This is a genomic window from Thermoactinomyces vulgaris, from assembly GCF_003688725.1.
In the GTDB taxonomy this organism is placed as follows: domain Bacteria; phylum Bacillota; class Bacilli; order Thermoactinomycetales; family Thermoactinomycetaceae; genus Thermoactinomyces; species Thermoactinomyces vulgaris.
In genome coordinates this window covers 203,055-224,900 of record NZ_REFP01000008.1, presented here as the reverse complement: position 1 = coordinate 224,900, position 21,846 = coordinate 203,055, and the positions used below count along the sequence as shown (strand labels likewise).

Genomic DNA, 21,846 nt, shown 5'->3' with positions numbered 1-21,846 from the left:
AATCACGTTGGCTTTAATCCTTCTCACCTTTATTATGGCATGAAGCGCTGCCAATTTTTGCGGGCGAGTATGGCTTTTTTGTGAAAAAAATCACATAATCACCCAAAGAATAAATCCCTTTTTCCACCCCGGAATTCAAGTGAATATCCTGATTTGAAATCATACATCCCCCATAATCCTTTTCCGGAAGAAAACGCACAAGAATGATCATTCATTAACAAAATGAAATATCGGGAAAGCGAAACAACCGCTGGTGTTATTTTCATTCTATTAATTCGAAAAATGATTTATATTTAAAATATAATAATAGAGCTGAACCGGGATATGCGTGTCCATACTTCCCCATGATCGGAGTGAACCAAATGCGAACAGGGAAAATCCGCCTGAACCGGTTGTTTGGTCCTTTCTCTTTTTTCCTTCCCCTTAATCACCTTAATGACGATGGAAAAAACTTGGAATTCAAAAATGAACCAACGCTACAAAATCGTCGCTGATTATCATTTACAACTGACCCTTAATCCTTTTGACGATCCCTGGCACCCCGGCACGCCTCATTTTAAATATGGCAGAAACCAAGTGGAATTGAAAATCAAGCCGCAAAAAGAGATCAAAAAATCCGTGTTCACAGGCGATGTCGAGGTTTACTTGAATGGAAAACGGTTAGATACATTTAAAAATCGAATGCTGGAGAGCGTCACCAATCATGAAAATGAACCTCCCGAATTCCTCCCCCCCCTCAGCTGACGACGTTTCTGTCTTCGCCGTCACCGATTCCAAAACAAAGGAAAGTCATGTCTTCATTTTGGCAGAGATCTCTGACTATAAAGTAAGGAATGAAAATGAATTGCATTACAAATATTACCGTGACGGGATGAAGGAAATGTTAACGTTTCGTTTATGGAAGGTTCGTGAAGACGGTACCTGTACAAAAGAAGAGTTCGGATATAAAGGTGGGAGGACCGATCTTCAAACTTTTCTGGTTCAATATGCAGGGCATCCGGTCGGCCGGTATACCGATTTGTTATTTGCATGGCCATCTTTCATTTTTCCAATCCTTTATCCTTATGCTACAGGATTAATCGGCTTGATTCTCATTTTCTTTGGTGTGCGAACAAAGCCGTCTTTACATTAGATCTCCTTTTTCTTTATACAATTTGATTCTTTGCACTTCTCCCCTCACCAGTTTTCGATGTTCTTTTGACAGGAACCAGGTGAAAGGCCGCCATTCCCCTGTATCCGCATAATAATTGGTGATTTTTATCCCGTGCGGTTGAAAGACTTTGGCAAACGTCAAATAAGCGCGCAATTGATGAAAGGGCGACGTCACCAGAATGATATGGGATAAACCATGCTCTTTAAGCAGATCCAGCACATACTCCGCATTTTCACGCGTATGGAGGGACTCATCTTCGACGAGAACCGCACGGGAAGGAACCCCCATGGACAAAGCTTTTCGTCGCATATATCCGGCTCCGAGACGGGTATCCCAAGTGGCGGCGGCTCTTTTAATGTCTTTTTCTTCAATCCGTCCGCACCGTGCAGCCTCCCGCAATGTTTCCAGAGAGATCAACCGGGGTTCCCCCGTTCCATTCACCTTGGCACTGAACTTTCCGCTGCAAATGATCCGGGGAGCCCATCCTTCACGATATAACCGCACGGCCGTCGCAATTTTGCCGTCCAAAAACCGGATGTTTCCCCGGGTGCCGGCAAGCACGACAATGGCATCTGCTTTTTGCAAACGGTCTCTCAACGCAAAACGTTTTCCCCGCAGGTAGAAAACAAACCAAGTGGCAAACAACATCAGGACAAGAATAATAAACACCGTCATTTTTCTCTCCCCCGCTGTTCAAACCTCAGCTGAATTCTTCCTCCCTTTTTGATTTCGTCCCTCCCATTTCCTCCTTTTTGCCCCGGATATTTTGGATGGATTTTAAAGCCGGTTTTCCCGTTTGCCATTCTGAAAGATAAATGCATAATCCAACCGCATTGTAGATACAATGTGTATACAAGGCATCCCGGAGGTGATAAAATGAAAGAGGAGGAAAATCAAGGAGGAATCATGAAGATGACGACACAAGTCCGTAAATGGGGAAACAGCCTGGCCATTCGGATCCCCAGCCATATTGCCGAGATGTTGTCCATCAAGCAAGGCTCCGAATTGGAAATGAAAGTGGAAAACCAAGAGATTAAATTGGTTCCAAAGAAGAAAAAACCCACATTGGATGAACTTCTGGCCAAAGTCACGCCGGAAAACCGCCATGAAGAAATTCAGCTTGGAACCGAAGGGAATGAGCTCATTTAATGGCCGTACCGGATCGCGGGGATCTTGTTTATGTCAGCTTCCATCCGCAAGCCGGGCATGAACAGGCCGGAAGACGCCCCGCCATTGTCTTATCCCCCCAATCATTCAACGCAGTGACCAAATTCGCTGTGGTCTGCCCCATCACCCGCAAAGAAAAAGGCTACCCATTTGAAGTGAAATTGCCCGACGGTCTGCCCATTCAAGGCGTCATTCTGGCGGACCAAGTCAAAAGCCTAGATTGGCAGGCACGGCAATTTACGATCAAAGGCCGGGCACCCGAAAACGTGGTTAATGATTGCATTGAATTAATCCATACCTTTTTGTCATAAACGGCAAGAAAGCCTGTTCTTTTTCTCTCAAGCCAATTTAACAAATGAAATTATCGCGAGACGATCTCAAGGATGGTCTCTTATTTTTTGTCTAATGCTCCCCCGGGAAGTTCACAACAACCGGTTCCCCTCTGCTGCAAGCAGGAAAAGAACATGACGGAACGAATATTATTTCCAATAAAACAACATTCTCTTTTAAATATAAAAGGAGATGACGCTGATGAAAAAGAATTTTGGTTGGAATGTCAAAGCAAAACCACTGCCCAAACAGAATTATTTCACCCGGTCGGATTTAAACCCGCGGGGATGGATAAATGCCAAAAAGGGCGAAAATTTGACCGGATGGACCAATCATGAGAACTGGAACGGGTCTCCTTGGTTAAAGGAACGGTAATTCTTTGATATGGTAATAGAGGGAAGAATATTTATACATATGAGGTGATCTTTGATATGCCCTCTGTAACCAGTATGAGAAATGCGATGTTATGGGAGAATGAGACATGGCAACGGAAGCACACAAAGGAAATCGCCGCGCTCCGGGAACGGGACCCTTCCCGCTTTGCCAAAATCAAGGGCGAATTTTACTGTTTCGGTTGCTGGAAGCGCTACGTCCAAGAGCATGAAACGCCGCCTTCGCGTTCTGAGCTTCCCAAAGTGAGCCATTATCACTTTAAAAAAAGCAAAGAACATCATTTCCGGCTTCGCCCCAATCAAAAACACATCCCCGGATGCGTTTTCCGGGACGCCGGCTATATTCGCGAAGTGGCCCAAAGGCACGGATTAACCGTTCTCCATGATCAAGTCCTCTGTCTGCCGGCCTTGGAAAAAAGCCTGCGTTTGGCCGCACCAACCCGTTCCCAAGAATCCAAACCGGCTTCCGGCAAGAAACGCCCGGAACAATCTTTTCTGTTTCAAGAGCTGTTTGACGGAATGCAGGAAGATTGGGTTCACCAACGGGTGCAGGTGGACGGAAAAACCACCGATTTGGGGCAAATGTTGTACTCTCATGAATCAGCACACCAAGCAGCCGGCTCCTATGCCATCATCACCGGTGTGGTGCAAAATCTCTCTTTGAACCGGTACCACGGCGTGGAACTGACCTTGGGACCTGATGAGAAATTGAAAATCACGGTTTCCCCGGGACACCTTTATGACCGGGATTTCCTCTCCCCGCTTTTGGGAAGAAAAATCGCGATCTACGGCAAGGTGACACAAACAGAAGATCAGCCTCCCGGGATGGAACTGATCTCCATAGAGAAACAACTGGCTTTTTTGGATCTGGATGAAAAACCTTTTCCCGCGTTTGATCCACCAAAGGTCAAAGATCAACGCTTGCACGACACCATCCATCAGGTTTTGGCCCGTTACCAAGCCCAACCGCTGGCACCAAAAGAATTTCCTTTCCGTTTTCAAACCGGACTGATTCAGCAACACGAAGAACAACGGGCGCAACTGGAAGAAGAATATGCCCGACTTGAGTGGCAAACCAAAGATTTACATCATCAACATACTGATTTATTGCAACAACAATCTGAATATGAGGAACAGAAAGAGAAATATACACAAGAAAAAAGCGCCAAAGAAGCGGTTGAAAACCAGCTGAAAAAAGAAATCCGGAAACTCAGCGGATTTTTCAAACGCCTGTTTTCCTCCGGCAAGCTGAAACAAAAGCAACAGGAACTCATCGCCGTCCAAACAGAACTCCAATACTTGACGCGCCAAATTTACGAAACCCGATCCAAAATCCAAAAGCTGGCCGATGAACAAAAAAAGATCCATCGGGAGATGGAAACGCTGAAGGCGGAGATGAAAAAAATCCAATCGGAAATGGAATCTGTGAAAAGCTCGCTGGGTTCGTTGCGTCAACATGATGAACTCGCCCGCTCTTGGCAAAAGGTCGCAAATCATGCTGAGCACTCATATCTCTTTTCATCCCATACCCGTGGCTTTCATTTTTGCCTGAACATCTCGCGGGACCAGGATAATGCCCGTTCCGTTCATGTTCAAGCCTTCCTTCAGCCTTACGAAACCGAAGGAACCGAAAAACGGTTGACGCAACCCTTCGCAAAACAAGCAATCCATCTCGAACCGGATCTTCTCAAACCATATGGAAAACTGTTCAATCAATTGAAAGCATGGATTGACAGCCAAACCGAAAACCTTGAGGGCGAAATGGCCACCACCCCCGTATAACCCAAAATAGCCGGGCTTACTGCCTGGCTTTTTTTCTCTATGAAACATTCCCTCGGGCAATTTGGGGTCACCTTTTTGACAAATCAAGAGACTCAGAATCAACAAATTTCATTATAATTAGCAAATTGAACTTTAGTTATACAATAAGAGTATGTAACCTCATGTGAAATTGAAAATATTTTAGCTGAGGGAGAGTTCATCTACAATTAATAAAATCTACATTAAACATATTTTGCTTCCCTCTTCAATACATAGCTTCATCAAGATACCCCTTTAATTACTCCATTATTTTCTCATATCATCCATCCACTCTGGAACTTTCCAACCGCCCTCCCGTGCTCTCTTCATCCGCTCTTTAATGGACATTCCATCGGGGTCATCGATAATTTTATGACGAACCAACCATCCAATAACCAGATCACGTTCTGGATCAGCTTCGTCAACCAAGTTATACCACCATTCAGTTACTATTGAAAGTTTATTTCCTTTCTCCGCAATAGTTTGATCACATTGATACCAAGATTCTTTATCAGTGTTAGATGCAACTTGATTAAGAATATTATTTATGGTGGCATATAATAACGCTTCTTCTTTTTCTTCTTCACTTTCTAAAGAAAACCTAATCAATTCATCAAATGAGTATTTATCATTTTCCTGAGGAATTTCTTCTCTACGTTTCATATATGCCAGAAGGTTATATGCTAAACCATAATTTTGGCTTTCAGCACATTCCAAAAAATATTTTGATGCCAATAGATAATTATTAGCTTTATAGTAAACGGCCCCAACCCCCATTAAAATTTCTTTTATATTTGGTATTCTTTTTATTTTATTCAACCAAACTTCGAGTTCTTTCCATTGAGTTTTTAAATTTACTCCTTCGTATAACTTACCAGCTAAAGCCAAAATTGCATTTCCTATTCCTTGCTGAGCGGCTCTTCTCAACCACATTTCTCCCTCTTCCAATTCATCCTTATCAATATAATTATCGACGAGATTAACTCCCAATCTTAACATCGCTCTTTGATCACCTTCTTTTGCCGCCTCTCTTAACAATTTTTTTCCTCTTTCTCTATCATTCAAATACTCCCCTTCAAACAAAATTCCTCCATAGATTCGTTTCGCCTGTAAATCTCCTGTTTGTGTCGCTTTAATTAACCACATCTCACCTTCTTTAGAGTTTTGTTTAAATCCATTCCCTGTTAAAAATCTTATCCCTAATGATAACATCGCTTGAACCTCACCATTTTCAGCTGCTTTTCTTAACCATTGTTCCCCTTCCAAGACATCAATTCTTCCAAGATTTCCATCAATCAAGCACACTCCTAATAGATACATAGATTTAATGCAACCCAAATCAATCGCCTGACGCAATAGATTTTCACCATATGTTTTATCAATACCAAAATCTTCATCATTAATTACATGCCACGCTAACTTCCTCATTGCATCCACATTTTCTAAATCAATCGCAAATAGTAAACATTTTTTGCCTACTGTTTTGCTTTCTCCAATAAGACAATCAGATAAATTAAATAATAATTGTGAGCAACCTCTTTCCTTTAACTGTTGTAATAAATCTATTTCGACACCCAACTGTTCGCAATTTTTTTTGTCAGTATAAAAGATGAAAAATTTTTCTATTAATTCCATTTTCTTTTCTGTAACATTTTTTAGTGAAGCTATCCAATCTAATATATTAATAAATACTTCTTCCATATCAATTGGGCTATAGTATTCCTCTCGTACATACTCTGCAAAAACTTTGAACCTCAATTTAACCCAAGTTTTTGACTTTAAACCCTCAATCTGCTCTTCCACTAATTTTAATACTCTAATCAAGCGCGGTTTATTTAAATAAAAACCATGATAGTGCAAGTAGCTCTGGATATCACTAAAATGAAGTGGTGCAACTGGTTCAAACAAAGCCAATAAAGGTAAAAGTTCTTCTAAGATCTCATTATCTTTAGCTGAAATCGAATAGGATTGCCAATTTTCTGCCATCCGATCTAAAAAAACACTTCTACTTTCATAAATTTCAACCTTATCTATTTGAAAGTTACATCTTCTCACTTCTTTAGAAATCGCAGACACCAATAAAGGCCATCCATCACTCGCTTCCATTACTTTATCATTAAATGACCGTTCTTCACTTCCCTCATCAGGTATACCAGTTAATAAAGGTATCTCTTCCCGAGTCAAGTGATTAAGCGTGAATGTTTCTACAGGACGATTTAAACATACCCATTTCTCTACTTGCCCCGGACGTGTAGTCATTAATAAAACTACCCCATCAGGCAATGACTTAGGTAAAAACGAAAGCGTCTCACCATCCTGACTAATTTCATCTAATGCATCTATCAAAACTACAACATGACCAAGTTCTTTAGACAATTGATCTAAAGCTTGGTATAAATAACGACTTAACTTCTCATTGCTTTGAACCAAATTATTTCGTCGGATAGTCATTAATTTTTCAAAATCAAATCCTTTATCTTGTAGTCCAATCTTCTCTTCAATCAGCTTGTGCTCGATTTCTTTCATTTCTCCAACTTCCTTGATTTCTTTAGTCTGTATAGGATGTAGCAATAATGTATTAGCTTGTTCGATTAGAGAGAGAACAATTTCATAAGGCTGATTGGATTGTTTTCCGTAATGCATGATAACTCCAGGTATCCATGGAGCATATTTCTTCACCTCAATTTCCCTGGGCCCAAAACTAGTATACATAGAAGCAAATTGTTCTGATAATTTGCTACACAATGCTGTCTTACCTGTCCCCTCATCGCCAACTAACATAAAATAACGACTAAATCCTGTCTAATCGCTTGTCATAATCTCAAATAATTTACCAATAATTTCTTCACGAGCTGCAAATTGTTTTATATGCCGGTTTCGCTCATCTCTAATCGATCCAAGTAATGGGGTTAAATTTGAATTTTCAATAGAATTCAAGATACAGCCTCGTAAGTACTGGGTAAGCTTCTTCTTATAGATGTATACAGGTGTTAATAATGAAACAAGTCCTATTCGTTCCCAATCATTAGGAACTAGATTTGAAATGTTATGCATATGTTTTGATCGAAGAAATGATTGAAAGCAATATTGTCTTTCTAACTTCAAATTAACCAACAATTCACTAAAAGACATTTTTTTCACTTTCGATTTATTAATTGATGTTTTGGAATTGATAACAAAGAAAATTAACCTCAACCATTCCAAGATGATATCGCTCCACTGATAACAGGACATCAAATCAGATCCCTTTTGCTCTAACAACATTGGAATATGTTTTATTTTATGAAAATAAGGATCCTCACCATAACCGGCCACCAACCGATCACAAATCAGTAAGAGTTTATCAATTTTTTTATCCAAATCGAATTTTAATTCCCCTATAACCATACTTTCTTGTATTTTCTGTAAAAACAAATCCCGATGATCGAAAATAATCTTCTGCCTTGGAAAATTTGATTTGTAACCCCTTTACATTTTATTCCTTTTCTTTCTTCATATCCCATAATCCCGTAAGTTTGCGCATCATCTTGAGTAATATTTAGCTGTCCCTCAAAACTTGATATATTAAAAATACTTTTACTATCGTTATTCACTCATAAATTCTCCTTTCTCTTACTACTTTAATAAGTTCATGAAGGTATCAATTGTACTGTTTAGAAATGAACCTGCCTCAAATAAATTAGAAATATTTTGCAACTTCTCATTAAGAATTGCAACAATCCCCTGATCTACTTTCCCCGTTTCCATTTGGGATTCCACTATTTTAACTAAAGATTTAATTTGTTCTTTGTCCGCATCATTTAATTCCTTTATATCATTAATCTCGCTTAATAGTCGTTCAACCAACTGTTTTACATTATTGATTTGTTCCGTACTAACAGCATTATACATGTTAATATTTTTCGATTTTCCTTGTCCAATATTAATTTGTCCAGTAATACGGTCAAAGTGAAATTGTGAGTTGTTTTGCTCACTCATAATAATCCCCCCTCATTAAAGTTATTATTATCATTATAAATTCAAAAATTAATACGAACAAATAATTTTTTCACTCTGCAAAACCAATCGTGGTTGGAGGTCGAAGTGTTGTATGAAGGATGATATCTCAACCACGGAACTGGAAAATCAACTCGGGGCTGTTTTTCATCCTTCCATCAAAGCATATTTTAACAGCTACTGGTTTGCCGAACTCGACGGATTTATTGAAAATGACTGCATCCACTGGAGCCGGTGTTGCCCCGGATCGAATTGGACAGTTTTGCGTATATGGTAAAAGGTTACAAAGAAAATCACCCCCGATTGCAACACATCCCGTTGGGAATGGAAGGAAACGGCCGGATCGTGGAGGTGGACAACCAACACGGAACCGTCCGGTTGGAAGACTTCGAGCGAAAATCATTTGCGTTTTTAGCCAATGATATCCCTTCTCTCCTTACCCGCTTAAGGCTGCGTAAATAAGAGACTCGTATCATTCAGGCCTGAGGAAAAGCTCAGGCCTTTTTTATTGGTATTTTCCCTATTTAATCTTTACAGATTTTATTCATGCTTTATATAATTCTATAGAAACAGAATTTTTCATACAGAGGGGACTAATTTTTTATCATCCAAAAATTCCTTCGAGAAAAAGGTCTATCTCAGCAATCCGCAAGGGCGGTTTGTTGATTAAAAATTAAATGCGAGTGGTATAATGCCAAGTTTCATGCCTTTGATGACCGTGTGACACGAAATCATGGTGGAAGGGGGTCCCCTTTGCGATAAAAGGAGAGGTTTTCGTTGAAAAAGTATGTATTCACATCGATTTTGTTGTTTCTGTTCAGCATCGTTGCAGGATTTCTTTTGGGAACCAACTTATGGTTAATCAAAGATCACATTCCAAAAGCTGAGGCCGCCATTGTTGTTTCTCTTTTAAACATTTGCATCACCCTGTTTGCTTTGGTGGCCATGCTTGTCCGGATGCATCACGGAAACCAAAAGGCCGATTCGGTTTCCGCCGGGCCGCAACGGTCCTCAGTCCAAGATCAAATCTTGGAAAAGCGGATGAGATTGTATCAGGAACTCATCATGAAAATAAAAAAGTACCAAAAATACTATTTTGATCTTCTCTCCACTCCCAATTACAGCGAAGAAAAATTTAACGAAAAGAAAAGTTTCCAAAAATATGATGAACTGCACAAATGGTTAAAGCAATTCCATGACCAAAACAAATTGTTTCTCAGTAAAGACATGAGTGACCTGATTTATTACTATCTCATCGCAGCCAATCTTGCCCCGGAGGATGACCATCACTTGTATTCAGCCCATGCGGTTTATCATCAGGCTGTTCAGTTTACGGCCCATCCCCGTACGGTCAAAAAAATACATAAAGCGCATCCATCCTGGTCTCCGGATTATATCAAGAACATCGGGCAGGATCCATTGACATTTGGCCATCTCATCAAGGAGCTGCCGGAGAAATGGATCCAAAAACGATTCAAATCGGACCTTGGCCGGAAACAAAACCGGATCGCTCTTTCCATCCTGCATTTCATCGGACATTTAACCGAATCGGACGGATACAAACTGCAGTCAGATCTGGAATATTTCAAACGGCTGAATCAACTCAGTTTTCATTTGACACAATTGATCAGTAACGAATTGAATCTGGCATCCGTTGAGGAAGAGATCAACATTTTTTCAAAAACCAATCCCATGGTGCCATCCTAGCCAATCGTTCATTGGATCCGAATGGCGGGAAACCATCCGGATCCATAAATTTGCAAGACGCAAGGCAATCTGCGATAAGCCCCAAACCTGGATAAAAAAGAGATTTTCAGTGCGGGGCTTTTGCGGCTTGCAAGTCAGCCTATCTAAAACCTCATCTGATATGCCACAGACTTTGTTCTTCTCAAGAATTTTTTTAATCAATATAACTCCTCACCTCTCAAAATGAACAAATCCTTATATTTCATTCAACTCTCTCCAATCATTTCAAAATAATTTTCATCCTATTTATTATTTGAAAGTTGAGTTTATTTAATAGATGAAGCATTTCATTATTATTCAATATCAAAAAGGAGGTAGCATCGTTGTATTTAGTATGAAAAAAATAATTTATCGATTTTTTATCGGCCTGCTTATTAAAGAAAGGAGATTTAAATATTGATTTCTTGGGCTGAGCAAGAAGAAAAAATCCCCGACGAGCAATTTGCCGAAATTGAGGAAGAAATTGGTGTGAAACTTCCCAAAGACTATATTCATTGGGTGCAACAATATGCTGCCCCGGAAGATGGTAATACGTATCTCCTCGTCGATGGGAAACATTATCATTTTGATGCGTTTTACCCACCAGATTCCATTATTGAAGAATTTGAAGCCCTCTATTTTGGGGAAGAAGAGTTTAAAGAATTCGGGCTTCTCGTGCCATTCGCCTTTGACGGGTCATTAAACCATTACTGTTTTTACTACCGTCCCGGAAACCTGAATCCCTTGATTCTTTGGAAAGATAAAAACGATGCATTGGAAGCTATTTTTGATAAAAATAAATTAAACAATCGTGTTCAGATATTCGGCTCTTCCTTTACAGAGTTTATTAACGCTTTATATCACCCGGCTGAAAATATTGACAGTATGTAAAGACCAGTGTTTCACTGGTCTTTTTTATGGATTAAAGGCAAAGTATTCGTTATAATCTGAATAGAAAATATAATTATTGTTGAAGCCACAGTCTGAAAGGAGGAAATTATGTGGCTTGGTTAAAAACCCGTAAAGGGATTATAGTCATTCTCGCCGTACTTCTTCTCATTATTTTTATCATTTGGAACACCTTTTTTGGATTTTATCAAGGGACAGGAAAGAGTATGGAGCCCGCCATGGCCGAAGGAGAAGTTTATATTGTTAAAAAAAACCCTGACTACATACAAAGAGGAGATATCATCGTCTTCAAAGCCCCTGGTCTGAATCAGATACATACGAAACGAGTGGTTGCTTTTGGAAACGAAATGGTGGAAATCAAGGAAGGCCAACTTTATATCAACGGCGAAAAATTCGAAGAACCTTATCTCTTACATAAAAACAAAAGTGACCATTTCAAACCGGTACATGTCCCGACCGGCCAGTATTTTGTTCTCGGCGATGTCCGTTCCGCAAGCCAAGACAGCCGATATTACGGAGCAATCAAAAAAGACGACATCATCGGTGTCGTAATCCAATAGAAAGGTGATAAAAATGTTGGTTACATTAAAGGAATTTTGGATTCCAATGATCAAGCAGCCTAAGTCAGTCATTCGCCAAGCCATCGCCAATTGCTCAAGTGGAATATTTTTTATTTTGGCTATATTATATGGAATCACCTTGTTTTTGGAACAAGCAATGAACCGGAATGCAGGCGATACGATGGCCGTCCCGACCATTTTGGTCTTATCAGTAATTTTGGGACCAATCATCGGTATTATCTCCTGGTTTTTATACAGTCTTTTGACTTATGCAGGCACTCGCTTGTTTAAAGGAACGGCAACTTTTAAAGAAACATATAAAGCAACCGCTTGGGCAACTGTTCCGTATTCAACAAAACTTGCTTTGTTCATTCCCATGCTCCTCATTTTCAGAGAAGAAAACTTTACAACAGAGACACCGGATATTGATTCCTCATTTTTCTTGATACTGTTGTTTTTTATTGCTATATTGATCGGATTAATAATGACCATTTATTATTTCATGGTTTACTCAAAAATCATTGGAGAAATTCACGGCATTGGTTCATGGAAAGGATTTGCTTCGATCATTGTGATACCTGTCATTTTGATTTTGTTTTTGATTGTTTTGTCACTAATATTTTTTTAAAACATGAATTAAATTGTTTTAAAGATTGAGAATCTTCCTCAATCTTTTTTCATTCTTCTTTCAAAAATTCCTCCATGAATCCAACTTGCAAGACTCCAGTCAAATCCCATCACAGGTGTCTCATATAACTTGGTAATCTTTTGGTAATCTTTTACCAAGTGAATGCAAAGATAATGTAATAGCAGAACCCTCACTCTTTTGGTTTTATTCTTTCGGCCCGGCCGTCCATAGAAGAAACACAAAACTCTTTTTAATATCCCCTGTTTTAATCGCCCTCTCCTCAATTTCATTTTTTCAGTTTATACTTTTCTTATGATTTTGCTTTCCCGGACAAAAACACAACAGCCAAGGGACTCACTGTAAATACATAGGCAAAGCAAAATCTTTTTTCAAAACGGATCCTTGATCCATCACAGGGGGAGTGAGAAACGATGAGTGAACATGAAAACAATCAACAACCCAACGAAAAAAACGCGCAAGTGATTGACCTGAGCAAAAAAAGAGAGCAGTTCGGCGTCGACGAAGGCATCAAATGGTTGCGCCGGGCGGCTCACTCCGGAGACATTTGGTCGATGACCGAGTTGGCTTATCTTATGTTGACCGGCACAAAAGTGGCACAAGATTTGGAAGAAGGCGAAAGATGGCTGAGAAAAGCAGCGGATGCCGGCGACCGGTGGGCCATGATGGAATTGGGTTACCGTTTGTTGGTCGGTGAAGGGCTGGCCAAAGATGCCGAAGAAGGAGAAATGTGGCTCAGAAAGTCAGCGGAAGCCAATTATCCGGTGGCCATGAGAATCTTGGGTTACCGTTTGCTTGAAGGAGACGGATTGGAGAAAAACCCCGAGGAAGGGGAAATGTGGCTGAGAAGAGCCGCAGAAGCCGGGGAATCCGTGGCTATGAGGGTTTTGGGTTACCGTTTGTTGAATGGACAAGGACTGGAGCAAAATATCGAAGAAGGAGAAATCTGGCTGCAAAAAGCGGCCGAATCCGGAGAAGTCATCGCGATGCGTGAATGGGGAAACTATTTGATTCACGGACTCTCCAATCCACCGAAAAATTAAGGGCTTGAACTGCCGGCAGATCTTTCCCGAAACCACAACGGGCAAGATCTGCTTTTTCTTCCATCTTTTTATCTTGATTCCACCTTCCGGTCATTGCGGTAAAACTCATGAAACAGCTTGATCAACGCCCTTTTTTCAATCCGGGAAACATAAGAACGGGAAATCCCCAGCTCCTTTGCAATTTCCCGCTGCGTCTTCTCTCTTTCTCCCCCGAGCCCGAATCGCGCCCGGATCACCTCTTGTTCCCGGTCATCCAATATATGGATGTGCTGATAAATATTGCGCCGCTCAATCTGCATCTCCACTTGTTTGACCACGTCATCCGCTCTCGTTCCGAGAATGTCGATCAAGGTGATTTCATTTCCTTCTTTGTCTGTGCCTATGGGGTCATGCAGGGAAACATCTTTCCGGGATTTTTTTAATGAACGCAAATACATCAGGATTTCATTTTCCACACACCGTGCCGCATACGTCGCCAATTTTGTCCCTTTTCCCATCTGGTACGATTCAATCGCTTTAATCAAACCGATCGTGCCGATCGAGATCAAATCTTCATTGTCTTCTCCCGTATTTTCAAACTTTTTCACAATATGTGCAACCAGACGCAGGTTATGCTCAATCAGCTTATTGCGCGCTTTGGTGTCTCCCCGGGCCATCGCTTTTAATGCTTTTTCCTCTTCTTCCGATGAAAGCGGATGGGGAAAGGCATTGTTTTTAATGTACGAGACAAACGCAATGAGCTCTTTCACCATAAAAGCCATCGCCGTCAACATACCGGGCAATCTGCGACACCTCCATCCCACTGGTCAAAAGCCCATTCATCTTCACCATATGCCCGACCGGGGCCGGGGGTGAATTTTATTTTTCAATCCATCCCTTTTATATATATGCAGCATGGGCTTGGTTAAGCAGGAAGAGGAAAAAACCGAAAAAAACAGGAGACAAAAATCTCCTGTTTTTTTCAAACCGCATGATTTGACCGGACTTACGGCCCGCCACTCCTTTTGATTGCTGCCAATTGCCACACCGGATCGATCAAGCGTTTTTATTTTATTCCAAGTATCGCCGGTCATACATCCGCACGGGATCCCCGGTGGAAACGTTCATAAAGCTCTTGTCTGGAACCCAACGGACTTCCGATCAAGTCCCAAGCCAATTTGAACAGCCAGATCCGGCTGTCGGCATCAATTTTTCGCCCCGTGATAATATTTGCTTCCCCCAATGGCTGTCGCGAAAAAAGTACCTTCATGGTCTGACCGTTTCACGGCTTTATTCTCCTCCTTCATACCACAACTCCAAGGGCAAACCAAGCAGGGATTTTCCGATCCATTCGCGGGCAATATGATTAGACGGGCCCATGACAATGCCAGCGCGGGCGTCCCGGAACAACCGCTCAATTACCCCTTTTTTATACCCGTAACCTCCGCTCACATTCATCGCCGCTTGTGTGGCTCTGCTTGCAACTTCCGCCGCATGGACTTTAAACTCCACCAGCGGGATCAAAAGCTCTGCTTGCGGCCGTCCTTCCGCCTGAAGGGCATCCAGCTCACAGGCCAAATAATTTTGCCAATGTTTGAGGCTTTCAAGCAAGATTTTCACTTTCGCCAATTCCTGCCGGATCACCTGATAATCGGCCAACCGCTTATTAAAATCCCGATGGATGGTCCCTTTGGCATACTGAACGGCTTCTTCGAGTGCTGCTTCCGCCACCCGACCCAGGCCGATCCCAAACCGATCAGGTAGACAGGCGACACACCGTTTTCAACGATTTCTTTTCCTTGGCCTTCTTCCCCCAAGCGGTCCCGGGCATGCACTCTTACGTTTTCATACCGAATGGGACCGCTGTGGTTTCCCCTGACTCCCAATGCGTCCCAATGCCCCGGTCGGATCCCCGGCTTTTTCCCGTCGATGATGAAAAAACTGATGTCCGTCGGTTTGCGGGCGCCGGGGGACCTGGTTTGAAAAACATAAAAATCGGCTTGTCCGGCACTGGTCGTAAACGATTTTTCCGCATTCAAAATATATTCGTCGCCGTCCCGTCCGACCTCGCTCAAGTTAAACCACCAATGACCGCCGGTGGCTTTTTCGCTCGTGGAATAAGTTCCGATCAATCCATTTCGAACCGGTTCGAGCCAGCGGCGCTTTTGATCGTCATTTCCATACAGATGAATCGTTTGTGCAGCGCCCACATGCATCACGTAAACCAAGGCGGTGGAAGCACACCCTTTGGCAATTTCCGCGGCGGCGACGGAAAAGGCCACATGGTTCAGGCCCAATCCACCCCATTTTTCAGGGATGAGCACTCCGTTCCACCCGTGTTTGGCCAACGCTTGCAAATTCTCCCTTGGAAACACACCTTCCCGGTCAATTTGTTCCGCCCGCGGTCTCACCACGGTTTCCACGATCTCCCGCACTTCGTCCCGGTATCTTTTTTCATCGGCCGCCTTGCTCATGTTTCATTCTCCCCCTTTTGGTGGTCAGTCTGTCACCGGTTGTTCCAAAAGCTGTTCTCTTTCGCGCACCAGCGGAATCACTTTTTCGCCGAATAACGCCAAATCTTCTTCATAATGCAGAAACCCGGTCAAGATCAGGTCCACCCCGGCTTTTTTCAACGCAATGATCCGGTCGGCCACCTGCTCAGGCGTTCCGATCAATCCCGTCTTAAACCCGTCATTATACTGAACCAGATCCTCAAAACCGGAGTTTGCCCACATCCCCTCTCTTTCGGGAGACGCTTTGCCGGCGAAACGGACCTGATCCCGGAACCCTTCCACCACCTTCGGATCGGCATGGGTCACGATCTCACGCAGCACTTGCTTTGCTTCTTCTTCGGTGTCCCGGACGATGACAAACCCGTTCACGCCAAATTGAACCTTCCTCCCTTCCAAGGCGGCTAATTCCTTCACTTCATCAATCTGTTTCCGGATCCCCTCCAAGGTGTTCCCGTTCATGAAATACCAATCGGAAACCCGCGCCGCCATTTGCTTGGCCGCTTTGGAATTCCCCCCTTGAAAAACGGGCGGCAAAGTGGCGGGCTTGGGTTTGAGCGGCGCTTGCCAGATGCGGTAAAAAGCTCCCGTGAAGGTGGTTTCTTCCTGCGTCCACATGCTTCGGAGCACCCTGATGAACTCTTCGGACCGGCGATACCGCTCATCATGGTCCAGCCAGGGTTGCCCGTATTTGTGGAATTCATCTTTAAACCAACCGCTTACAATGTTCACCGCGGCCCGCCCGTTGCTGATCTGATCCAAGGTGGCGATCATTTTCGCCACCACGCCCGGGTGCCACAAGCCCGGCAGAATGGCCGGAATGAGACGAATCTTTTGGGTGACGGCCGCCAATGCCGCCGCCAACGTGATCGCTTCCAATTGATTCTCCGCACCATAACTGCCCACAAAACGGGTTTGCAACAAGGCGTAATCAAATCCGGCCTGTTCGGCAATCCGGGCATACCGCAAATTGGCTTCAAAAGACCAATCCGTTTTTTGCGGGATGTCTGAAATCACCAATCCGCCGCTTACATTGGGAACCCAATAAGCAAACTTTAATGCCATCGCTTCTTCACCTCATTTCAACAAATTGGAAACGAATCGCGAAGATATTGATGGAGTGTGGCCATCAGCATGCCTTTTCCGAATTTGACCCGGTCCTTCTCCCGGCATTTTCCGGACTGATAAATCTCGTCCAAAAACGAGACGATGGTGTTGCGGCGGGTCACGATGTCTTTCAAACCAAACCGGTACAGCGCATCATCAATCGTGTTGTAAATCCCCCGGTTGATGCCGTATTGCCGGCGGCACCAGGCGGCAAACCGGTAATCCGGTTGATGCACGAGATGCGTCCTGGCCGGCGCCGGGGGGATTTTGGCAGATTGTATTTTCAATTTCCCGCGACCCCCCTGTTCACTCCGGACAAAAGGCGGTTTTTCTTGTTTTTGCCTGAATGCCACAAAACCTCTTCGATCAATTCCCGGAGAGCATCATTAAACCGCCGTTTCACTTCCCCGTCCAACACCAATTGCCCCTGGCTGTCCCGTTGCACTTGGGAATCAATGACGTAAACGCCGGCCAAAATGTGCCGCGCTCCCAATACGGACAACACCGGTTTCAGAGCATAATCGATGGCCAATAAATGATTGATGGTTCCGCCGATAAAAACGGGAAGAATGACTTTTTCAGCAAGCCCTTTTTGCGGCAACAAATCAAGATAGGTCTTGAGAATACCGGTATAGGAAGCTTTATAAACCGGACTCGCAATGATGACGGCATCCGCGTTTTCCACCCGGCGGTTGGCCTCTTGAATGGCGGGATGTTCGAAATCAGCCGTAATGAGTGCCTCCGCCGGCAGATCCGAAACGCGGATCACCCCGACTTTCAGTCCTTTTTCCTGCAAATGGGTTTGGGCATAATCAACCATCCCGTTCAGCCTTGACGTGCGCGACGGACTTCCGGAGAGAATCAACACATTGGGCATAAAGCATCTCCTCTCTGTGGCATGGAATAAAAAAGGGCACCCCGCCTGCGTGTACCCTCGCAAGCAAAGGTGCCTTCAGTTGACTGATCGGCAATGGAAACCCTGATATACACTCACAATTCCGATTTGATTAATCAAGTTTAATATAGCATACCCTCCGCCGGAAGTAAAGAGAAAATGAAGAACATTTCCGCTTTGTCCCGGACAAAAAAGAACCGCCTCCCACGAGGCGGTTCAATCGGTTCACCGCTTTCCGGACGCATCCGGCGAGGCGGCTTTTCCAACGTTTCTATTGGACCAATTTCAAAGGAACGGAAATTTTCTTGTCCACCTTTTCCCCTTTCAATATTTTTGAAGCCGCCACCACCGCTTCTTTTCCGATCAATTCAGGCTGTTGGGCAATGGTGGCGCCGAGCCTTCCATCTTGGACGGCTTTGATGGCATCATCATTTCCGTCAAAACCAACCACCAAAATGTCTCTTCCCGAACTGTTGATGGCTTCAATGGCTCCCAGCGCCATTTCGTCGTTTTGGGCGAACACGGCATCAATCTCTTTATGGCCCTGCAGCAGGTTTTCCATGACATTCAACCCCTGGGTCCGGTCGAAATTGGCCGTTTGCCGGGCGATTACATTCAAATCCCGGTCTGCGACGGAACGGAATCCTTGTCCCCGTTCACGCGCTGCCGAAGCCCCCGGTGTTCCTTGCAATTCGACAACTTTGGCATCTTTGCCCAATTGACCAATGATAAATTCCGCCGCCATTTTTCCTCCTTCGATATTGTCAGAAGCGATAAAGGAAGCCACCTCTCCCTGATCAGCCGTCCGGTCCAGCGTGATGACCGGAATGCCAATGTGGTTGGCATTTTGCACCGCCGTCGATACAGCGGAAGAATCCGTCGGGTTGATCAAGAGAATATCCACGCCTTGTTGGATTAAATCCTCAATGTCATTGATTTGTTTGGCAGTGTCATCTTGCGCATCAACGGTGATCACTTCCATGTTTTTGCTTTTCGCTTCCTTTAAGACCCCCTCTTTCAGCGAAACAAAAAACGGGTTGTCCAACGTGGAAACGCTCAAGCCGATTTTCACGTCGGCCAGATCTTTCTTTTTGGCAGGTTTGGCCCATTCCGGCGGTTCCAAGGAACAAGCCGATAAAATGAAAATGAGAGAACACATCAACAGAAGATGAACCAGCTTCTTCATCACCGACACCCTCCTCATGATTTTTTCCGGTCAATCAAAACGGCGATCAGGATGACAATTCCTTTGACCACCTGTTGGTAGAAGGAAGAAACCCCGAGCAAATTGAGGCCGTTGTTCAAAGTCCCGATAATGAGGGCACCCACCAACGTCCCGAAAATTCTTCCTTTCCCGCCGGCCAGACTGGTTCCGCCCAAAACCACCGCGGCAATGGCATCCATCTCGTAAGCCGTACCGGCCGTCGGTTGGGCGGAATTCAAGCGGGAAGTCAGGATGGCTCCGGATATCGCCGCCATCATTCCGGCCAAGCTGTAAATCAAGCATTTCACCTGGTCTACTTTAATGCCGGAAACAAACGCCGCCGTTTCATTCCCGCCGATGGCATATGTTTTTCTTCCGAATGACGTTTTGTGAAGGATAAACCACAGAATGAAAAACGTGATCAGCATGGTGACGGCCGGAACCGGAATACCGAAGAAATATCCGCGGCCGAACAATTGAAAACTGTAATGATCCCCCAGACCGGTGATCGGATTTCCGTCGGTATAAACCAGCGTCAATCCCCGGTAAATGGTCATGGTGGCCAGCGTGGCAATAAAAGGCGCCACTTTTCCTTTGGTGATCAAAAGCCCGTTGACCGCCCCCATCAAGGCCCCGAGAAGCGCAGTGATGCATATGGACAGGATCGGATCCACGCCGGATACGATCATGCCCGCCATCAACGCACTGGACAAAGCCAGGATGGAACCGACCGATAAATCAATGCCGCCGGTTAAAATGACAAACGTCATACCAAAAGCAATGAGTGCATTAATCGAAATTTGTCTGAGCAAATTCAATAAGTTCAGCGGTTCGATAAATGACGGGTTTAAAACGGCCACCACCGCAAACAACAAAACAAACGCCAAAAAAGGTCCCAATTTTTGTATGAGGCCGGCACTTTTTTTACTGATCTGTTCCATGTTGATCCCCCCCTGTTGCCAAAACCATGATTTTTTCCTGTGTGGCTTCTTCCCGTTTCAATTCCCCGGCCAGTCTGCCCTCGTGGATGACCAGAATCCGGTCGCTCATTCCCAAAACCTCCGGCAACTCGGAAGAGATCATCACGATGGCCATTCCTCTTTCCGTCAGTTCATTCATGAGATGGTAAATCTCTTTTTTCGCCCCGACATCGATTCCGCGTGTCGGTTCATCCAAGATGAGAACTTTCGGAGCCGTCCCGATCCATTTGGCAAGAACCACTTTCTGCTGATTTCCCCCGGACAGGCTTCCGGCAAGTTCATCCAACGACGTGGTTTTCACTTTCAATCGCTCCACCATCATTTGGACAAACGTCTCTTCATCTTTGGTTTTCATCCATCCGTGGGGCGCAAAGCTTTTCAGATTGGCCAAGCTCATGTTTTCCTTGATCGAAAAGTCCAACAGCAACCCCTCATCCTTGCGGTTTTCCGTAATAAAACCGATGCCATGGGAAACGGCGTCACCGGGATGCTTGATGCGGACCTTTTGGCCGTCGATCAAAATTTCGCCTTCATCATACGCGTCAATCCCGAAAATCGCTCTCATGATCTCCGTCCTTCCCGATCCCATCAAACCGGCAATCCCCAGGATTTCGCCGGAACGCACCGAAAAGCTGATGTCCCCGAACACGTCCGATCGCGTGAGATGGCGCACTTCCAGAACGACTTTCCCCGGTTGGGCCTTTCTTTCCGGAAACCATTCATCCAATTCCCGGCCCACCATTTTTCTCACGACTTCCTGCGAGTCAGTCTCTTGAACCGGCTTGGTATCGACCGTTTTCCCGTCCCTCATCACCGTGATCCGGTCGCAGATGGTGAAAATCTCTTCCATCCGGTGAGAGATATAAACAATGGAAACTCCGTCATCTTTCAACGACCGCATCACCTGAAACAAGGACTCGATTTCCCGTTCCGTCAATGCCGATGTCGGCTCATCCATGATGATGACCTCGGCATCCGTCAGCAAAGCTTTGGCGATTTCAATCATTTGTTGCTCCCCGACCGAACACTTTCCGGCCTCTTGGTGAAAAGGAAGCGAGATTCCCAAACGGTCAAACACCTTTTTTGCCAGCGCTTTCATTTCTTCCGTTTTCAAAATCCCCAGCTTGTTGGTGATTTCCCTGCCGATGAACAAATTTTCCAAAACGGTCATGTCCGGCCAGATATTTAATTCCTGATGAATAAAAGCAATCCCGTCATCTTCGGCTTCTTTGGGATTTTGGAACTGTTTTTCCTCGCCGTTGATCAGAATGCGGCCCCTATCTTGCTTGTGAAGTCCCGTTAAAATATTCATCAGGGTCGATTTGCCGGCACCGTTTTCCCCCATCAAGGCATGCACTTCTCCCGGAAGGAGAGTGAAACGGACTCCTTCCAGGACTTTGTTCGCGCCAAAGGATTTATAAATATCTAGCATTTCAATTTGCATCATGCA

General features: G+C 44.1%; 24 protein-coding genes and 2 pseudogenes. 12 read left to right on the top strand and 14 right to left on the bottom strand.

What is annotated here, in order from left to right; genetic code table 11:
* Positions 1-465: 465 nt before the first annotated feature.
* Complete coding sequence (locus tag ATH33_RS05465) at positions 466-744, top strand: hypothetical protein (RefSeq protein ID WP_121874195.1); 279 nt, start codon at positions 466-468, stop codon at positions 742-744.
* A gap of 379 nt (positions 745-1,123) precedes the next feature.
* On the opposite strand, the gene ATH33_RS05455 is transcribed toward ATH33_RS05465, so the two are convergent.
* Entirely contained in the window at positions 1,124-1,828 is a 705-nt protein-coding gene (locus ATH33_RS05455) for a YdcF family protein (RefSeq protein ID WP_037994643.1), read from the bottom strand.
* A gap of 201 nt (positions 1,829-2,029) precedes the next feature.
* On the opposite strand from ATH33_RS05455, the gene ATH33_RS05450 reads away from it, so the two are divergent.
* The 4 genes from ATH33_RS05450 (at position 2,030) to ATH33_RS05440 (ending at position 4,824) form a co-directional block, all read left to right on the top strand.
* Positions 2,030-2,302, top strand: a complete 273-nt coding sequence (locus ATH33_RS05450; RefSeq protein ID WP_037994644.1) for an AbrB/MazE/SpoVT family DNA-binding domain-containing protein — start codon at positions 2,030-2,032, stop codon at positions 2,300-2,302.
* A complete protein-coding gene (locus ATH33_RS05445) occupies positions 2,302-2,631 on the top strand; it encodes a type II toxin-antitoxin system PemK/MazF family toxin (protein ID WP_121874194.1) in 330 nt (109 codons plus the stop codon). The genes ATH33_RS05450 and ATH33_RS05445 overlap by 1 nt, the downstream gene beginning before the upstream one ends.
* Positions 2,632-2,851: 220 nt before the next feature.
* Positions 2,852-3,025 carry a hypothetical protein gene (locus ATH33_RS13575; protein WP_156473333.1) on the top strand — a complete coding sequence of 58 codons (174 nt, stop codon included), beginning with the start codon at positions 2,852-2,854 and terminating at the stop codon, positions 3,023-3,025.
* 56 nt (positions 3,026-3,081) lie between these two features.
* A complete protein-coding gene (locus ATH33_RS05440) occupies positions 3,082-4,824 on the top strand; it encodes a hypothetical protein (RefSeq protein ID WP_170151238.1) in 1,743 nt (580 codons plus the stop codon).
* A 285-nt stretch (positions 4,825-5,109) separates the two neighbouring features.
* Here ATH33_RS05440 and ATH33_RS05435 read toward each other — a convergent pair whose 3' ends face one another.
* The 4 genes from ATH33_RS05435 to ATH33_RS05420 are packed head-to-tail and all read right to left on the bottom strand — an operon-like array spanning position 5,110 to position 8,820.
* Positions 5,110-7,623 (bottom strand): tetratricopeptide repeat protein, encoded by a 2,514-nt coding sequence (locus ATH33_RS05435; protein ID WP_121874192.1) that lies wholly within the window; start codon positions 7,621-7,623, stop codon positions 5,110-5,112.
* Positions 7,624-7,644: 21 nt separating this feature from the next.
* A complete protein-coding gene (locus ATH33_RS05430; RefSeq protein WP_147437066.1) occupies positions 7,645-8,202 on the bottom strand; it encodes a hypothetical protein in 558 nt (185 codons plus the stop codon).
* 17 nt (positions 8,203-8,219) lie between these two features.
* Positions 8,220-8,435 (bottom strand): hypothetical protein, encoded by a 216-nt coding sequence (locus ATH33_RS05425; protein ID WP_121874190.1) that lies wholly within the window; start codon positions 8,433-8,435, stop codon positions 8,220-8,222.
* A gap of 22 nt (positions 8,436-8,457) precedes the next feature.
* Positions 8,458-8,820: a hypothetical protein gene (locus ATH33_RS05420; protein ID WP_037994654.1), complete on the bottom strand. Its 363-nt coding sequence runs from the start codon at positions 8,818-8,820 to the stop codon at positions 8,458-8,460.
* A gap of 112 nt (positions 8,821-8,932) precedes the next feature.
* Here ATH33_RS05420 and ATH33_RS05415 point away from each other — a divergent pair, with 112 nt between their 5' ends.
* The 7 genes from ATH33_RS05415 to ATH33_RS05385 all read left to right on the top strand — a co-directional run bounded on the left by ATH33_RS05415 (position 8,933) and on the right by ATH33_RS05385 (position 13,721).
* Positions 8,933-9,115: a hypothetical protein gene (locus tag ATH33_RS05415; RefSeq protein WP_121874189.1), complete on the top strand. Its 183-nt coding sequence runs from the start codon at positions 8,933-8,935 to the stop codon at positions 9,113-9,115.
* A complete protein-coding gene (locus ATH33_RS05410; RefSeq protein WP_049720376.1) occupies positions 9,076-9,300 on the top strand; it encodes a hypothetical protein in 225 nt (74 codons plus the stop codon). Before ATH33_RS05415 ends, ATH33_RS05410 begins: the two co-directional genes overlap by 40 nt.
* Positions 9,301-9,615: 315 nt before the next feature.
* Positions 9,616-10,545 carry a hypothetical protein gene (locus ATH33_RS05405; RefSeq protein WP_037994656.1) on the top strand — a complete coding sequence of 310 codons (930 nt, stop codon included), beginning with the start codon at positions 9,616-9,618 and terminating at the stop codon, positions 10,543-10,545.
* A gap of 435 nt (positions 10,546-10,980) precedes the next feature.
* Positions 10,981-11,454, top strand: a complete 474-nt coding sequence (locus ATH33_RS05400; protein WP_037994658.1) for an SMI1/KNR4 family protein — start codon at positions 10,981-10,983, stop codon at positions 11,452-11,454.
* A 110-nt stretch (positions 11,455-11,564) separates the two neighbouring features.
* A complete protein-coding gene (lepB, locus tag ATH33_RS05395) occupies positions 11,565-12,032 on the top strand; it encodes a signal peptidase I (RefSeq protein WP_049720379.1) in 468 nt (155 codons plus the stop codon).
* Positions 12,033-12,048: 16 nt separating this feature from the next.
* Entirely contained in the window at positions 12,049-12,660 is a 612-nt protein-coding gene (locus ATH33_RS05390) for a YIP1 family protein (protein ID WP_170151237.1), read from the top strand.
* A gap of 431 nt (positions 12,661-13,091) precedes the next feature.
* Positions 13,092-13,721: a tetratricopeptide repeat protein gene (locus tag ATH33_RS05385; RefSeq protein WP_049720381.1), complete on the top strand. Its 630-nt coding sequence runs from the start codon at positions 13,092-13,094 to the stop codon at positions 13,719-13,721.
* Positions 13,722-13,789: 68 nt separating this feature from the next.
* Here ATH33_RS05385 and sigK read toward each other — a convergent pair whose 3' ends face one another.
* From sigK to ATH33_RS05335, 9 genes and pseudogenes are all read right to left on the bottom strand, one after another.
* On the bottom strand, positions 13,790-14,503 hold the full coding sequence (gene sigK, locus ATH33_RS05380; RefSeq protein ID WP_049720382.1) for an RNA polymerase sporulation sigma factor SigK: 714 nt from the start codon (positions 14,501-14,503) through the stop codon (positions 13,790-13,792).
* A gap of 268 nt (positions 14,504-14,771) precedes the next feature.
* Positions 14,772-14,919: pseudogene (locus tag ATH33_RS05370) on the bottom strand (4-hydroxyphenylacetate 3-hydroxylase C-terminal domain-containing protein); the annotation flags it as partial.
* Positions 14,920-14,990: 71 nt separating this feature from the next.
* Positions 14,991-16,174, bottom strand: a pseudogene (locus ATH33_RS05365) (acyl-CoA dehydrogenase family protein).
* Positions 16,175-16,198: 24 nt separating this feature from the next.
* Positions 16,199-17,275 carry a dimethylsulfone monooxygenase SfnG gene (sfnG, locus tag ATH33_RS05360; protein WP_121874186.1) on the bottom strand — a complete coding sequence of 359 codons (1,077 nt, stop codon included), beginning with the start codon at positions 17,273-17,275 and terminating at the stop codon, positions 16,199-16,201.
* Between the two features lie 17 nt (positions 17,276-17,292).
* Positions 17,293-17,604, bottom strand: coding sequence for a hypothetical protein (locus tag ATH33_RS05355; protein WP_121874185.1), 312 nt, complete (start codon positions 17,602-17,604; stop codon positions 17,293-17,295).
* The gene (ssuE, locus tag ATH33_RS05350) at positions 17,601-18,194 is read right to left on the bottom strand and encodes an NADPH-dependent FMN reductase (RefSeq protein WP_052186671.1); all 594 of its coding nucleotides are present in this window, start codon (positions 18,192-18,194) and stop codon (positions 17,601-17,603) included. Before ssuE ends, ATH33_RS05355 begins: the two co-directional genes overlap by 4 nt.
* A 289-nt stretch (positions 18,195-18,483) precedes the next feature.
* Entirely contained in the window at positions 18,484-19,398 is a 915-nt protein-coding gene (gene rbsB, locus ATH33_RS05345; RefSeq protein WP_037994667.1) for a ribose ABC transporter substrate-binding protein RbsB, read from the bottom strand.
* 14 nt (positions 19,399-19,412) lie between these two features.
* Positions 19,413-20,357 carry an ABC transporter permease subunit gene (locus ATH33_RS05340; RefSeq protein ID WP_037994670.1) on the bottom strand — a complete coding sequence of 315 codons (945 nt, stop codon included), beginning with the start codon at positions 20,355-20,357 and terminating at the stop codon, positions 19,413-19,415.
* A complete protein-coding gene (locus ATH33_RS05335) occupies positions 20,341-21,840 on the bottom strand; it encodes a sugar ABC transporter ATP-binding protein (RefSeq protein ID WP_121874184.1) in 1,500 nt (499 codons plus the stop codon). The genes ATH33_RS05340 and ATH33_RS05335 overlap by 17 nt, the downstream gene beginning before the upstream one ends.
* Positions 21,841-21,846 lie beyond the last annotated feature (6 nt).

What these genes read in the sequence shown, in the direction of transcription:
- ATH33_RS05450 (WP_037994644.1), top strand. Translation starts at nt 2,030, where the DNA reads ATGAAAGAGGAGGAAAATCAAGGAGGAATCATGAAGATGACGACACAA.
- ATH33_RS05435 (WP_121874192.1), bottom strand. Translation starts at nt 7,623, where the DNA reads ATGTTAGTTGGCGATGAGGGGACAGGTAAGACAGCATTGTGTAGCAAA.
- rbsB (WP_037994667.1), bottom strand. Translation starts at nt 19,398, where the DNA reads ATGAAGAAGCTGGTTCATCTTCTGTTGATGTGTTCTCTCATTTTCATT.
- sfnG (WP_121874186.1), bottom strand. Translation starts at nt 17,275, where the DNA reads ATGGCATTAAAGTTTGCTTATTGGGTTCCCAATGTAAGCGGCGGATTG.
- ATH33_RS13575 (WP_156473333.1), top strand. Translation starts at nt 2,852, where the DNA reads ATGAAAAAGAATTTTGGTTGGAATGTCAAAGCAAAACCACTGCCCAAA.
- ATH33_RS05420 (WP_037994654.1), bottom strand. Translation starts at nt 8,820, where the DNA reads ATGAGTGAGCAAAACAACTCACAATTTCACTTTGACCGTATTACTGGA.
- ATH33_RS05335 (WP_121874184.1), bottom strand. Translation starts at nt 21,840, where the DNA reads ATGCAAATTGAAATGCTAGATATTTATAAATCCTTTGGCGCGAACAAA.
- ssuE (WP_052186671.1), bottom strand. Translation starts at nt 18,194, where the DNA reads ATGCCCAATGTGTTGATTCTCTCCGGAAGTCCGTCGCGCACGTCAAGG.
- ATH33_RS05415 (WP_121874189.1), top strand. Translation starts at nt 8,933, where the DNA reads ATGAAGGATGATATCTCAACCACGGAACTGGAAAATCAACTCGGGGCT.
- ATH33_RS05455 (WP_037994643.1), bottom strand. Translation starts at nt 1,828, where the DNA reads ATGACGGTGTTTATTATTCTTGTCCTGATGTTGTTTGCCACTTGGTTT.
- ATH33_RS05465 (WP_121874195.1), top strand. Translation starts at nt 466, where the DNA reads ATGAACCAACGCTACAAAATCGTCGCTGATTATCATTTACAACTGACC.
- ATH33_RS05340 (WP_037994670.1), bottom strand. Translation starts at nt 20,357, where the DNA reads ATGGAACAGATCAGTAAAAAAAGTGCCGGCCTCATACAAAAATTGGGA.
- ATH33_RS05440 (WP_170151238.1), top strand. Translation starts at nt 3,082, where the DNA reads ATGCCCTCTGTAACCAGTATGAGAAATGCGATGTTATGGGAGAATGAG.
- ATH33_RS05385 (WP_049720381.1), top strand. Translation starts at nt 13,092, where the DNA reads ATGAGTGAACATGAAAACAATCAACAACCCAACGAAAAAAACGCGCAA.
- ATH33_RS05445 (WP_121874194.1), top strand. Translation starts at nt 2,302, where the DNA reads ATGGCCGTACCGGATCGCGGGGATCTTGTTTATGTCAGCTTCCATCCG.